The following is a 12,634-nucleotide window of genomic DNA, read 5'->3' as shown; positions in this document are numbered from 1 at the left end:
TCGTCGCAAAGCCAGTCGCACCATGCGCGCAGGTCGGCGATGGCTTCTGGGCGCAAAATGTAGATACGGCGAGCGCCAAAGGGGTCGACAGTGACGAGGTCCGCGCCGGTCAGCACCTTTAGACGTTGCGACACGGCAGGGCGCGGGACGGGAAGGGTTTCGGCAATTTTACCAACGGGGGCGGGTGATCTTCGAAGGCGTTCGTCTATCGCGCGGCGTGTCGGATCACCGAGGGCGGCCATCGGGCCGGAGATTTCTATTTGGTTAGTCCTGACTTTCGCTAAGTCTGGCCATATATCGCGTCAAGCTTTGTGATGATTATTCGGTCTGCGTCCCTTGCAGGTCGTCGGGGGCGCTACTAAGACTCTGGCAACATTCACGCGCTATGACGACGGCGACGACGCGAAGGCAGGCACAATGCACGATCCGGTAGAGACTTATATGAACCTTGTTCCCATGGTGGTTGAGCAGACCAGCCGTGGTGAGCGGGCCTATGACATTTTTTCGCGGCTCCTTAAGGAACGCATCATTTTTGTGAACGGACCCGTGCATGACGGCATGAGCCAGCTGGTTGTGGCCCAGCTTTTGCATCTTGAAGCGGAAAACCCGTCGAAAGAGATTTCGATGTATATCAACTCGCCCGGCGGTGTCGTGACCGCGGGGCTGTCGATTTATGATACAATGCAATACATCCGCCCGAAAATTGCGACGCTTTGTATTGGCCAGGCGGCGTCCATGGGCTCGCTTTTGTTGACGGCCGGCGAGAAGGGGATGCGTCTGTCGCTGCCCAATTCGATTATTATGGTGCATCAGCCGTCGGGTGGCTTTCAGGGGCAGGCGAGTGATATTTTAATCCACGCCCGTCACACCGAACGTTTGAAGCGTCGATTAAACGAAATCTACGTGAAGCACACCGGGCAAACGCTGAAAAAGGTCGAGGATGCGCTGGAGCGGGACAACTTCATGACCGCGGAAGAAGCCAAGGACTGGGGCCTGATTGACGAGATTGTTGAGAGCCGTGGTGCGATTGAAGGGTCTGATAGTTAACCAGACGTTACGATCACACCTAGATCATGACGCGGTGAATGTGCGAATTTGGCGTTGTGCCTCCTTGGGCGGTGCCATAGGCTTTAGACTTATGGGGCGCAAGTGAAGCGAAAGACACTGCACGTCCGACCTAGGACGCGTGGTCAACAGGCAGACGGCCGAGAAGGTATGTGATGGCGAATAATTCGGGCGAAAGCAAAAATACGCTTTATTGTTCTTTCTGCGGAAAGAGCCAGCATGAAGTCAGAAAATTGATCGCCGGGCCGACAGTTTTCATCTGCGACGAGTGCGTCGAACTTTGCATGGATATCATCCGCGAGGAGACGAAAACCGCCGGTCTGAAAGCATCAGACGGTGTGCCGAGCCCGCAGGAGATTTGCAGCGTTCTTGATGACTACGTGATCGGGCAGATGCATGCGAAACGGGTTTTGTCTGTGGCGGTGCATAACCACTACAAACGTCTGAACCACGCGGATAATTCTGACATTGAGCTGGCGAAGTCCAACATCATGTTGATTGGCCCCACCGGGTGCGGAAAAACGTTGCTGGCCCAGACCTTGGCGCGCATTCTTGATGTGCCGTTCACGATGGCCGATGCGACAACTTTGACCGAAGCGGGTTATGTCGGCGAAGACGTCGAGAATATCATTCTGAAGCTTTTGCAGGCGAGCGAATACAACGTCGAGCGCGCGCAGCGTGGCATCGTCTATATTGACGAAGTCGACAAGATCACACGCAAGTCGGACAATCCTTCGATCACGCGGGACGTGTCGGGGGAAGGTGTGCAGCAGGCACTATTGAAAATCATGGAAGGCACGGTTGCGTCCGTGCCGCCGCAGGGTGGTCGCAAGCATCCGCAACAGGAATTCCTGCAGGTCGACACGACGAATATTCTGTTCATCTGTGGTGGTGCATTTGCGGGTCTTGATAAGATCATCGCACAACGCGGCAAGGGCTCGGCAATGGGTTTTGGCGCGGATGTGCGGGACCCGGATTCAAAATCAGTTGGCGAGTATTTCAAGGACCTTGAGCCGGAGGACCTTTTGAAGTTTGGCCTTATCCCTGAGTTTGTGGGTCGTTTGCCGGTTATCGCGACGCTGGAAGACCTGGACGAAGACGCTCTGGTGACGATCCTGACCCAGCCGAAGAACGCTTTGGTTAAGCAGTACCAGCGTTTATTCGAGTTGGAAGATGCCAAGCTGAATTTCACCGACGATGCCTTATCAGCAATTGCGAAACGCGCGATCAAGCGCAAGACTGGCGCGCGTGGATTGCGATCGATCATGGAAGACATCTTGCTTGATACGATGTTCGACCTGCCGGGGCTGGACAGCGTGGAAGAGGTCGTGGTGAACGAAGAGGCCGTGAATTCGGATGCGGCCCCTTTGATGATCCACAGTGATGCAGAAAAAGAGCCAGCCAGCGCGGGCTGAACAGGTCGACACAATTAAAAAGGCCGCCTTTAGGGGCGGTTTTTTATTGAGGTAAAGAGTTTTGCAGGCTTCGCGCCAAAGCACGCAGCACACGGCGGTCGGGCCTAGACCTTGGAGTGCCCTTGCGGCATACCTTGGTCAAAGGGTCATGAAAGGTCCGAAATGGGAATTGTAAATACGCTTCTGCGCTCTGTCACCTGGTGGAATGGCCAGTCGTTTGGCACCCAGCTTTTTACCTGGCGCAACGGGCAAAAGGTCGGCGAGGACAATCAGGGCAACATCTTTTACCAGTCGAAAGACGGGGTAAAGCGTTGGGTGATTTACAATGGTGAGTCCGAGGCGAGCCGGGTCGATCCAAGCTGGCACGGCTGGCTGCACCATACATGGGACGAGCCCCCAACAACGTCGCCGTTGCCCCGCAAAGACTGGGAAAAACCGCATCTTGAAAACATGACGGGCACGCCTGCCGCCTATGCGCCCGCAGGGTCGATCCGTCGGGCTGACCCGGTGTCGCGTAAGGACTATGAGGCCTGGACGCCGGAGTAAGCACAATGCCTGAGAGAGTTGGAGAAGTGATCACAGGTGGCGCGGTTTTGGCTGTGGCTGCCGGTTTTCTGTTTTATGCCTCGCAATTTGGCGGCTTCGGAGCCGGCGGCGACGGCGCGACCTATACTGCGTCTTTCCGATCAGCTGAAGGTGTACAAGTCGGAACAGATGTGCGGCTTGCGGGCGTGAAAGTTGGGTCGGTCACAGGCCTTGACCTTGATCCCGCGACGTTCCGCGCGGACGCGTCTTTGTCGGTCGACAGGATTGTGGTTTTGCCGGAAGACACGGCTATTATCATCTCGTCAGAAGGCCTTCTGGGCGGCAGCTTTGTTGAGCTTTTGCCCGGCGGGTCGGCGTTCAATCTTGAACCCGGTGCCGAGATTGAAGATACGCAAAGCTCGGTCAGCATAGTGCAGCTTTTGTTGCGGTTTGTGTCGGGCGGCGAGGAATGAAGTCCTTGTTCGCGGTGATTCTGATCGCATTTGCGCCGATGGCGTTTGCGCAGGACACCGTGATTACGTCACCGATTGATGGCTCGACCACTATATTGACGACGCCCGATGTCGCGGCCAGTTCGGTGCGTGCTATACAGGCTCCGGGCGCGACTTTGCGAGGGCTTGATAAGGTTTCGGGAGAGGTGATTGATCTGGAATTGTCCGTAGGTGAGACGGCCGCTTTTGGTCGGATCGAAGTGACTTTGGGCGAGTGCCGGTATCCCGAAGATAACCCCATGGGCGAGGCTTATGCCTGGCTTGAGATCGAAGATCCACTGCGCACAGCAAGCGTTTTCGAAGGCTGGATGGTGGCGTCCAGTCCGGCTTTGAACGCGCTGGATCACGCGCGTTATGACGTCTGGGTCATCCGCTGCACGACGGCGTAAGGATCGGTTTCCAGATCAACAGCATCAATTGAAGTGAAGACATTCAGTGCCACGTCAAGGCGCGCGCGATAATCTTCGCGCGGGATTTCGATCGCGCCAAGGGACACAAGATGCGGTGTGGTAAACTGGGTGTCGAACAAGGTGAAACCTGTGCGTCTCAGGTGATCGACCAGCCATGCAAGTGCAATTTTCGAGCCGTCGGTTTCTTTGGAGAACATGCTTTCTCCGAAAAAGGCGCCGCCCAATGTTATGCCGTAGACGCCGCCGATCACGCGGTCTCCGCGCCAAACCTCAAGCGTGTGGGCGTGGCCCGCTTCAAACAATTCGCGTGTCAGATCGCGGATCGTGCCATTGATCCACGTCTCGTCGCGATCCGCGCACCCATCAAGGACGGCGCCAAGATCGGTACTGATCGCGATGCGGTAGTCGCCTTGGCGCAAGCGCTTAGCCAGCGAGCGCGAGATATGGAAGCCATCGAGAGGGAGGATGCCACGGCTGCGCGGATCGACCCAGTAGACGTCCTTGGAGTCCCGCCTCTCGGCCATCGGGAAAATGCCCGAAGCATAGGCTGACAAAAGCAGCTCTGGCGTTAGTTGTCGGTTGCTCATCTCAGACCTGTGCCGCGCAATGCATCGCAATAATTGTACAGCGAAAAGCGGGATCAGGCTACGCCGTTTCGTCGAGGGTTTGATCGAGCCACTTTTCGAGCCAGTGGATGTTATAGTTGCCTGTTTGGACGGCTTCTTCCTGCAAAAGCGCATCGAAGAGGGGGATCGTCGTGTCGATCCCGTCGATGATCAATTCCGACAATGCTCGCTCCAAACGAGCCAGCGCTTCGGGACGGTCGCGCCCATAAACGATCAGCTTGCCGATAAGGCTGTCGTAGTAGGGTGGGATTGAATAGCCGTCATACAGAGCAGAATCCATACGCACACCAAGGCCGCCAGGGGGATGATATTGCGAAATCTTCCCGGGCGACGGCGAGAAGTTTGGAAGCTTCTCAGCGTTAAGGCGGATTTCGATCGCGTGGCCCTGAACCTTTAGGTCTTCTTGCTTGAATTCCATCGGCAGGCCAGCTGCAACGCGAATTTGTTCGCGCACGAGGTCGACGCCAAAGACGGCTTCGGTCACTGGGTGTTCAACCTGAAGGCGGGTGTTCATCTCTATGAAATAGAACTCGCCATCCTCATAAAGAAATTCCACCGTGCCTGCGCCGATGTAGTTGATGTCGGCGACGGCGTCAGCGCAGATTTTGCCGATCCGCGCACGTTCTTCCGGGGTGATCGAAGGGCCCGGGGCTTCTTCAAAGACTTTCTGGTGGCGGCGCTGCAGCGAGCAGTCGCGCTCGCCCAGATGGACGGCATTGCCTTTGCCGTCGCCAAAAACCTGAATTTCGATGTGGCGCGGCTTACTGAGATATTTTTCGATGTAAACTTCGTCGTTGCCGAAAGCGGATTTTGCTTCGGAGCGGGCAGTTCCGAATGCGGTGTCGATCTCGGCGGCTGATTTGGCCAACTTCATGCCGCGACCACCGCCGCCTGCCGTCGCTTTGACGATGACCGGGTAGCCAATTTCTTTGCCGACGCGGCGTGCGTCTTCGACAGTTGCCACGCCGCCATCCGAGCCGGGAACGACGGGGATGCCGAGTTTCTGGACGGTTTCCTTGGCGGTAATTTTGTCGCCCATAATCCGGATGTGTTCGGCCGAGGGACCGATGAAAGTGATCTCGTGGTCTTCCACGATCTGAACGAAGGCGGCGTTTTCAGACAGGAAACCGTAGCCTGGGTGGATCGCTTGCGCGCCGGTAATCTCGCAGGCCGAAATGATCGCCGGTACCGACAAATAGCTTAGATTGCTTGGGGGCGGGCCAATGCACACGCTTTCGTCGGCCATGCGTACATGCATGGCGTCAGCGTCAGCGGTGGAGTGAACGGCGACAGATTTGATGCCCATCTCGCGGCAAGCACGTATTACCCGAAGAGCGATTTCGCCCCGGTTGGCGATCAGGATTTTGTCGAACATGGGCGTTACCATTATTCGACGATCATCAACGGTGCACCGAATTCGACCGGGGCGCCGTCTTCGACCAGAATGCGTTTGACGGTGCCGCCCCTGGGGGCCGGGATTTGGTTCATCGTTTTCATGGCTTCTATGATCAGCAGGCTTTGCCCTTCGCTGATCTCGTCGCCGACTTTAACGAAAGCTTCGACACCGGGCTCTGACGAAAGATATACTGTGCCGACCATCGGAGATGTGACGGCGCCGGGATGCGCGGCTGGGTCTTCGGGGGCATCGGCGGGCGCGGCTGCGACGGCCGCGGCAGGTGCGGCGGCGGGTGCAGGGGCTGCCACATGGACAGCTGTTGGCGCGACGGAAGAAACGCGGCTTACGCGAACATTGAGCGAGCCTTCGTTTTCGTAGTCGCGCTTGACCTGTAATTCGCTCAGATCGTTCTTGCGCAGAAGTTCGGCCAAAGATTTGATGAAGGCGACGTCATCGTCGTGTGATTTATTAGTCATTCTCGTCCTCTGCGCTTCCCGGATTTGATCCGGCGTTCTGATACGTTTCCTTATAGGCAACGGTTTTCGTGAGGGAAAGCGATTGTGAGCGGAGTTTTTAAACTGCCGAAAATTTACCATTTGATAAAAAACATATCTGTGGCAGTCTTAAGCCAATCAAGACGCGAGGGAGATTGCGATGACGACCACACCGCGTACATCTGGAGTTCAGGCGGGACGGCTTCCGCCCGAGGCTCTGGCAGAGAACTTTCAGGACCTGCACTCGCCTCTTGATCACCACGAGGCGACGGTGGCCGCGGATCGGTGCTATTTTTGTTATGACGCGCCCTGTATCACGGCCTGTCCGACAGCGATCGATATCCCTTTGTTTATTCGCCAAATCCAGTCGGGCCAGCCTGATGGAGCGGCGAAGACGATCTTTGAACAGAACATTCTGGGCGGCATGTGCGCGCGGGTTTGTCCAACCGAGACGCTTTGCGAAGAGGCATGCGTACGAGAAGCCGCCGAAGGAAAGCCGGTTGAGATCGGGCGACTTCAGCGTTTCGCAACCGATGGCTTGATGTCCTCTGGTGTGCATCCGTTTGCGCGTGCTGACGCGACGGGTAAGCGCGTTGCAGTTGTCGGGGCTGGGCCCGCGGGGCTGGCATGTGCGCATCGATTGGCAATGCACGGCCACGATGTGGTGATTTTTGATGGTCGCGCGAAGCCGGGTGGGCTGAATGAATACGGGATCGCGAGTTATAAATCGGTTGATGATTTCGCGCAGTCCGAAGTGGAGTGGCTGATGCAGATCGGTGGGATAACGCTGCGTTCGGGCGAGGGGCTTGGGGCTGAACTGCGTCTCTCTGGGCTGCGGTCTGAGTTTGATGCGGTGTTTCTTGGGATTGGTCTTAGCGGCGTGAATGCCCTGCGTGCCGATGGTGAGGACCGCGAGAACGTTTCGGATGCTGTGGAGTTTATTGAGGGTTTGCGCCAGACCGGGGACCTCTCCTCTCTCCCGGTTGGGCGCAGTGTGGTGGTGATCGGCGGCGGCATGACCGCCGTGGATGCTGCTGTGCAGTCAAAGCTGCTTGGGGCTGATGAGGTGACGATTGCCTATCGGCGTGGGCGCGAAAACATGTCTGCAAGTCGATACGAACAGGATTTGGCGACCTCAAAGGGGGTTCGGCTGATGTTCAACGTGCAGCCCGTTGCGGTGTATGGCAACGGCGCGGTGCGTGAGATTGAATTTGAATACACCGAGAATACAGGCAGCGGTCTGACCGGAACCGGCGAGACGTTCAAATTGGCGGCCGATCAAGTGTTCAAGGCTATTGGTCAGACGCTGGAGGGCGCGCCCGAGGGGATGACGCTGGACGGCAACAAAATTGCAATTACAGGTGCCGGGCGGACAAGCTTGGCGGGCGTTTGGGCCGGGGGCGACTGCGCGGCTGGTGGCGATGACCTGACCGTAACGGCGGTGGCCGAGGGGCGTGACGCCGCGATGGATATTCATGCGAGCCTGATGGGCTGAGGGAGACTTTTATGGCGGATCTTTCAACGAATTTCGTGGGCATTAAGTCTCCGAACCCGTTCTGGCTTGCGTCGGCCCCCCCGACCGACAAGGAATACAACGTCCGGCGCGCGTTTGAGGCCGGATGGGGTGGGGTGGTTTGGAAAACGCTTGGGCTTGATCCCCATGTGGTGAACGTGAACGGGCCTCGGTATGGGGTGATTTACGGGGCGGATCGACGTGTTCTGGGGATCAACAATATCGAGTTGATCACGGATCGCCCCCTTGAGACGAACCTGAGTGAGATCAAGGCGGTTAAGAGAGATTACCCGGATCGTGCGATGGTTGTGAGCCTTATGGTGCCTTGCGAGGAATGGGCCTGGAAAGAAATTCTGCCGAAAGTCGAAGAGACCGGAGCGGATGGAATTGAGCTTAATTTTGGCTGTCCGCACGGAATGAGCGAACGCGGTATGGGCGCTGCCGTGGGGCAGGTGCCAGAATATATCGAGATGGTGACAAGGTGGTGCAAGGCCAACACGCGGATGCCGGTTCTTGTGAAGTTGACGCCCAATATTACGGATGTGCGTTATCCGGCGCGGGCGGCGCATGCGGGCGGTGCTGATGGGGTATCGCTGATCAATACGATCTCGTCGATCACGTCCGTTAACCTTGATACGATGTCGCCCGAGCCTTCGATTGATGGCAAGGGGTCTCATGGTGGGTATTGCGGCGCTGCGGTGAAGCCGATTGCGTTGAATATGGTGGCCGAGATTGCGCGGGACGCTGAAATGCAAGGCTTTCCGATCAGCGGTATAGGTGGGATCACCACATGGCGCGATGCGGCAGAGTTCCTATCACTTGGGGCCGGATCGGTGCAGGTTTGTACGGCAGCGATGGTCTATGGCTTTGGGATCATTAAGGAACTGAACGCCGGTCTGTCCGAGTGGATGGACGAGAAGGGCTACACCTCGATTGAGGAGGTGACCGGGCGCGCGGTGCCAAATGTGACGGATTGGCAGTATCTGAACCTTAATTATGTGACCAAGGCGCGGATTGATCAGGACGCCTGTATCAAATGCGGGCGGTGTTATGCGGCCTGCGAAGACACGTCGCATCAGGCGATTGCGATGAAGCCGGGCCGGGTGTTTGAGGTGATCGACGAGGAATGCGTCGCATGCAATTTGTGCGTCGATGTGTGCCCGGTCGAGGACTGCATCACGATGGAAGAATTGCAGCCTGGCATGATGGATTTGCGCACCGGCAAGGTGGTTGAGGCGGATTACGCCAACTGGACGACGCATCCGAACAACCCATCAGCCAAAGCTGCTGAGTGATCGATCTTGAAGAGGTTTGGCGACGTCGGGAGGCGGAGATCAATCCCGACCTTTTCGGGCCGAAGTCGCGCGATATATTCACACCGGATCAGGATATTTTCGTGGCTTTTGGGGTTACGGATCCGGACCCGTATTGGTTATCGCATGGCATTCTAGATTTTGCGCCAACGGTCCAGCGGTCGAGTCCGGAGCGCGTGTTGCGTTTCTGATCGACACGGATCGCCAGGGAGATTGGACGATTGTTCATTTGCGGCGTTTGCTGGCTTCGGAGATGCTGTTGGCGGTCGTACGGTTTGGATTGGCGCGTTTAGGGCATCATGATCGAATTCCGCAGAAGGCTCCTGGTTGATGAGGGCGAAGGCGACGAAGGTACAAGTGTCTTGCCGTTGGGGCAGGTGATGGTCGCACAGTTTGCTGGGATTATCGACGCAGAGCGGAATTTTTCCGAAGAGAGCGGGACGGATGTTTGTAGGAGAAGCTCGCCGGGACGGATCATCCTGTGATCGTACCAGATTGCACATCTATTGTTTGAGGTCGGGAAAAGACATCGGCTTTTAAAGACGCGTTAATCTGCCTTAGGCGTCAGTGTGCGTGTGTAGAGTGTGACCAAAAAATCCTCGGCTGTATCGAGATGGCTGTCGCCTTCTGGCAAAAGAATGCCGCGGACTTGCACATCGAAATCGGCGTAGTGTTGCGTGGTCGCCCAGATCGAAAAGATCAAGTGATGCGGGTCGATAGGCGCCAGACGGCCTGCGCTGATCCATGTTTGAATAAGACCTGCAACTTCGTCGACAAGCGCTTTCAGAGGTCCGTTGATTTCGTCGAGAATGCGAGGTGCGCCTTGCACGATCTCGTTGGCGAAGAGACGGCTTTCGCGGGGAAACTGGCGGCTCATCTCGAATTTTCGACGCATGTAGGCGACCAGTTCCGCGATAGGTTCGCCGTTTGGATCAAGCGCGCGCAAGGGGTCAAGCCAGGTGTCGAGAAGCGTGGACAAAAGTTCGGTGTAAATCGCCTCTTTTGAGGCAAAATAATAGAGAACGTTCGGTTTGGAGAGACCGGCTGCCGATGCGATCTGGTCAAGCGTAGCACCGCGGAAGCCTTCGGACGAGAATACTTCTAGCGCCGCCTCCAAGATGGTTTCCCGGTTCCTTTTCTGGATCCGGGTTTGCGGGCGGTCATCTGGCAAGGCGGGCGGCTCCGGTTTGTAGCAAGTAGCCCGGTGTAGGGCCCAATTGACCAAGTGGTCAAATGTTTTCGGCAACGCTGCATGTAGGCAGATCTCGCTTTGATTGCGCATAAGGACGGCGGATCGACTGTAGGGTTGGGCTCGCTCATGTTTTCATTGACCGGCAGGGTTTGCTGTGGTGCGATCGACTTGACCGTTTGGTCAGAAAAGCCCCCGCGAAAACGACGGGGCGCGAAATACGGGGAGACACGAGATGGCCGCACCAGCTGCAAATATGAAGGTCGACGGCGACCGGCTTTGGGACAGTCTGATGGAAATGGCCAAGATCGGCCCCGGGATTGCAGGCGGCAACAATCGCCAGACCGTCACGGATGAAGATGCCGAGGGACGGGTGCTGTTTCAAAAGTGGTGCGAAGACGCGGGCTGCACGATGGGTGTCGACGAGATGGGCACCATGTTCATGCGTCGCGAGGGCACAGATCCGGACGCGTTACCCGTTTACGTGGGCTCGCACCTGGATACGCAGCCGACAGGCGGAAAATACGACGGCGTTCTAGGAGTGCTTGGCGGATTGGAAATTGTGCGGACGCTGAACGATCTTGGGATCAAGACGAAGCATCCGATTATCATCGTGAACTGGACCAACGAAGAGGGCACGCGGTTCGCGCCGGCGATGTTGGCTTCGGGGGTGTTTGCGGGCCGGCACGAATTGGATTGGGCATATGAGCGAACAGATGCCAGCGGCAAGAAATTTGGCGATGAATTGCAGCGTATCGGCTGGAAGGGCAACGAGAAAGTCGGCGCGCGGGATATGCATGCGTTCTTTGAATTGCACATCGAGCAAGGGCCAATTCTGGAGGCCGAGGGTCGCGATATCGGTGTGGTCACCCACGGGCAGGGTTTGCGCTGGATTGAATGCACGGTGACGGGGAAAGAGAGCCATACCGGTTCGACCCCAATGCCTATGCGCAAGAACGCAGGGCGCGGTTTGGCTTTGGTGACAGAGCTTGTTCATGAGATTGCGATGAAGAACCAACCCAATGCGGTAGGGGCGATCGGGCATGTGGATGTCTATCCCAACAGCCGCAACATCATCCCCGGCAAGGTTGTGTTCACCGTCGATATGCGTACGCATATCCTTGATAAGCTTAACGACATGGTTGCAGAGTTGATGGAGCGCGCACCGAAGATTTGCGAAGAGATTGGTGTCGGTTTCGAGTGCGAGATCGTTGGGCAGTTTGATCCGCCCGCGTTCGATGTGGGGTGTGTGGCGGCGGTAAGGAACGCGGCGGAGCGGTTGGGGTACTCTCATATGGATATCGTTTCGGGGGCTGGCCACGATGCGTGTTGGGTCAATGATGTGGCGCCAACGGCGATGGTGATGTGCCCTTGTGTTGACGGTCTTTCGCACAATGAAGCCGAAGATATTTCGAAGGAATGGGCGACGGCGGGGACAGATGTGTTGTTCCACGCGGTGGTTGAGACGGCGGAGATTGTGGGGTGAGTTGCGTCTTGGTAGAGGTCAAGTGGACCTTTACAGCCGTGAACACTCAGAGCGCAGGGAGTTAGAAACATGAACGTGCATAGCGATATTGATGAAGCCCAAATCCGAATTGATCTGGCGGCGGCGATCCGTCTGTCGTGTCGCAATGATTGGCATGAGGGCGTGGCGAACCACTTTTCGGCCGCGGTGTCTGCAGATGGGCGCAAGTTTTTGGTGAACCCGCGTTGGGTGCATTGGAGCCGGGTGAAGGCGTCGGATTTGGTGCTGTGTGATGCGGATGATCCGTTGACGATGGAGCGGCCAGATGCGCCGGATCCAAGTGCCTGGTCGATCCACTCGGCGCTGCACCGAAACTTGCCGCAGGCCCGCGTGGCGCTGCATATTCATCCGCCCCATGCGACGGCTTTGGCAGGCTTGAAGGACCCGACTATCAGGCCGATTGATCAGGTGACGGCGCGGTTTTACAAGCGTTTGGCCTATGACATGAGCTTTGGCGGGATTGCGACGGCTGGTGAGGAAGGCGAGCGGTCGTGTCGACGGGTTCGTCATCGAAGGCCCGACCGCCGGAGGGCACAACGCTCCGCCGAGAGGGAAGCTGGCGTTGAACGATGTCGGCGAGCCGATCTACGGAGACCGCGATGTGCCCGATCTCGAGGTGTTCCGCGAGCTTGGACTGCCCTTCTGGCTTGC

At 57.0% G+C, this 12,634-nt stretch carries 15 protein-coding genes; 10 read left to right on the top strand and 5 right to left on the bottom strand.

Annotation, left to right across the window (positions count from 1 at the left end; all coding sequences use genetic code 11):
* Positions 1-242, bottom strand: a 242-nt coding sequence (locus AC221Y_RS12715; protein WP_486707445.1) for an ArsR/SmtB family transcription factor, incomplete at its 3' end; no start/stop codon positions are given.
* 175 nt (positions 243-417) lie between these two features.
* On the opposite strand from AC221Y_RS12715, the gene AC221Y_RS12710 reads away from it, so the two are divergent.
* The 5 genes from AC221Y_RS12710 to AC221Y_RS12690 all read left to right on the top strand — a co-directional run bounded on the left by AC221Y_RS12710 (position 418) and on the right by AC221Y_RS12690 (position 3,906).
* Entirely contained in the window at positions 418-1,047 is a 630-nt protein-coding gene (locus AC221Y_RS12710) for an ATP-dependent Clp protease proteolytic subunit (protein WP_299757312.1), read from the top strand.
* A gap of 173 nt (positions 1,048-1,220) precedes the next feature.
* Positions 1,221-2,480, top strand: a complete 1,260-nt coding sequence (gene clpX / locus AC221Y_RS12705) for an ATP-dependent Clp protease ATP-binding subunit ClpX (RefSeq protein WP_299757310.1) — start codon at positions 1,221-1,223, stop codon at positions 2,478-2,480.
* Positions 2,481-2,642: 162 nt separating this feature from the next.
* The gene (locus AC221Y_RS12700) at positions 2,643-3,026 is read left to right on the top strand and encodes an NADH:ubiquinone oxidoreductase subunit NDUFA12 (protein WP_299757308.1); all 384 of its coding nucleotides are present in this window, start codon (positions 2,643-2,645) and stop codon (positions 3,024-3,026) included.
* Between the two features lie 5 nt (positions 3,027-3,031).
* On the top strand, positions 3,032-3,478 hold the full coding sequence (gene mlaD, locus AC221Y_RS12695) for an outer membrane lipid asymmetry maintenance protein MlaD (protein WP_299757306.1): 447 nt from the start codon (positions 3,032-3,034) through the stop codon (positions 3,476-3,478).
* On the top strand, positions 3,475-3,906 hold the full coding sequence (locus AC221Y_RS12690; RefSeq protein WP_486707444.1) for a DUF2155 domain-containing protein: 432 nt from the start codon (positions 3,475-3,477) through the stop codon (positions 3,904-3,906). Before mlaD ends, AC221Y_RS12690 begins: the two co-directional genes overlap by 4 nt.
* Here AC221Y_RS12690 and aat read toward each other — a convergent pair.
* The 3 genes from aat to accB are packed head-to-tail and all read right to left on the bottom strand — an operon-like array spanning position 3,870 to position 6,425.
* The gene (aat, locus tag AC221Y_RS12685; RefSeq protein ID WP_299757105.1) at positions 3,870-4,514 is read right to left on the bottom strand and encodes a leucyl/phenylalanyl-tRNA--protein transferase; all 645 of its coding nucleotides are present in this window, start codon (positions 4,512-4,514) and stop codon (positions 3,870-3,872) included. The two genes, AC221Y_RS12690 and aat, sit on opposite strands and share 37 nt — an antisense overlap.
* Positions 4,515-4,572: 58 nt before the next feature.
* Positions 4,573-5,928, bottom strand: a complete 1,356-nt coding sequence (accC, locus tag AC221Y_RS12680; RefSeq protein ID WP_299757102.1) for an acetyl-CoA carboxylase biotin carboxylase subunit — start codon at positions 5,926-5,928, stop codon at positions 4,573-4,575.
* Positions 5,929-5,939: 11 nt separating this feature from the next.
* Positions 5,940-6,425, bottom strand: a complete 486-nt coding sequence (gene accB, locus AC221Y_RS12675) for an acetyl-CoA carboxylase biotin carboxyl carrier protein (protein ID WP_299757100.1) — start codon at positions 6,423-6,425, stop codon at positions 5,940-5,942.
* A 178-nt stretch (positions 6,426-6,603) separates the two neighbouring features.
* Here accB and AC221Y_RS12670 point away from each other — a divergent pair, with 178 nt between their 5' ends.
* The 3 genes from AC221Y_RS12670 to AC221Y_RS12660 are packed head-to-tail and all read left to right on the top strand — an operon-like array spanning position 6,604 to position 9,460.
* Positions 6,604-7,938 (top strand): NAD(P)-dependent oxidoreductase, encoded by a 1,335-nt coding sequence (locus tag AC221Y_RS12670; RefSeq protein WP_486707443.1) that lies wholly within the window; start codon positions 6,604-6,606, stop codon positions 7,936-7,938.
* An 11-nt stretch (positions 7,939-7,949) separates the two neighbouring features.
* Positions 7,950-9,251: an NAD-dependent dihydropyrimidine dehydrogenase subunit PreA gene (preA, locus tag AC221Y_RS12665; protein ID WP_299756153.1), complete on the top strand. Its 1,302-nt coding sequence runs from the start codon at positions 7,950-7,952 to the stop codon at positions 9,249-9,251.
* Positions 9,248-9,460, top strand: coding sequence for a hypothetical protein (locus AC221Y_RS12660; protein ID WP_486707442.1), 213 nt, complete (start codon positions 9,248-9,250; stop codon positions 9,458-9,460). Before preA ends, AC221Y_RS12660 begins: the two co-directional genes overlap by 4 nt.
* 356 nt (positions 9,461-9,816) lie before the next feature.
* Here AC221Y_RS12660 and AC221Y_RS12655 read toward each other — a convergent pair whose 3' ends face one another.
* Positions 9,817-10,440 carry a TetR family transcriptional regulator C-terminal domain-containing protein gene (locus tag AC221Y_RS12655; protein WP_299756155.1) on the bottom strand — a complete coding sequence of 208 codons (624 nt, stop codon included), beginning with the start codon at positions 10,438-10,440 and terminating at the stop codon, positions 9,817-9,819.
* A 253-nt stretch (positions 10,441-10,693) separates the two neighbouring features.
* Between AC221Y_RS12655 and AC221Y_RS12650 the strand changes: the two genes are divergently transcribed.
* Together AC221Y_RS12650 and AC221Y_RS12645 are read left to right on the top strand one after the other, a co-directional pair.
* Entirely contained in the window at positions 10,694-11,944 is a 1,251-nt protein-coding gene (locus tag AC221Y_RS12650; protein WP_486707441.1) for a Zn-dependent hydrolase, read from the top strand.
* A 69-nt stretch (positions 11,945-12,013) separates the two neighbouring features.
* A partial coding sequence (locus AC221Y_RS12645) for a class II aldolase/adducin family protein (RefSeq protein WP_486707440.1) occupies positions 12,014-12,634 on the top strand: 621 nt, incomplete at its 3' end.

Source organism: Boseongicola sp. (assembly GCF_057460485.1).
Note: the sequence above shows the minus strand (reverse complement) of the source record. Positions and strands in the feature narration are given on the sequence as shown.

Bases quoted from the DNA above. Each gene is read 5' to 3' on its own strand.
- AC221Y_RS12650 (WP_486707441.1), top strand. From the start codon at position 10,694: ATGGCCGCACCAGCTGCAAATATGAAGGTCGACGGCGACCGGCTTTGG.
- aat (WP_299757105.1), bottom strand. From the start codon at position 4,514: ATGAGCAACCGACAACTAACGCCAGAGCTGCTTTTGTCAGCCTATGCT.
- AC221Y_RS12670 (WP_486707443.1), top strand. From the start codon at position 6,604: ATGACGACCACACCGCGTACATCTGGAGTTCAGGCGGGACGGCTTCCG.
- AC221Y_RS12710 (WP_299757312.1), top strand. From the start codon at position 418: ATGCACGATCCGGTAGAGACTTATATGAACCTTGTTCCCATGGTGGTT.
- accC (WP_299757102.1), bottom strand. From the start codon at position 5,928: ATGTTCGACAAAATCCTGATCGCCAACCGGGGCGAAATCGCTCTTCGG.
- mlaD (WP_299757306.1), top strand. From the start codon at position 3,032: ATGCCTGAGAGAGTTGGAGAAGTGATCACAGGTGGCGCGGTTTTGGCT.
- preA (WP_299756153.1), top strand. From the start codon at position 7,950: ATGGCGGATCTTTCAACGAATTTCGTGGGCATTAAGTCTCCGAACCCG.
- AC221Y_RS12700 (WP_299757308.1), top strand. From the start codon at position 2,643: ATGGGAATTGTAAATACGCTTCTGCGCTCTGTCACCTGGTGGAATGGC.
- AC221Y_RS12690 (WP_486707444.1), top strand. From the start codon at position 3,475: ATGAAGTCCTTGTTCGCGGTGATTCTGATCGCATTTGCGCCGATGGCG.
- clpX (WP_299757310.1), top strand. From the start codon at position 1,221: ATGGCGAATAATTCGGGCGAAAGCAAAAATACGCTTTATTGTTCTTTC.
- accB (WP_299757100.1), bottom strand. From the start codon at position 6,425: ATGACTAATAAATCACACGACGATGACGTCGCCTTCATCAAATCTTTG.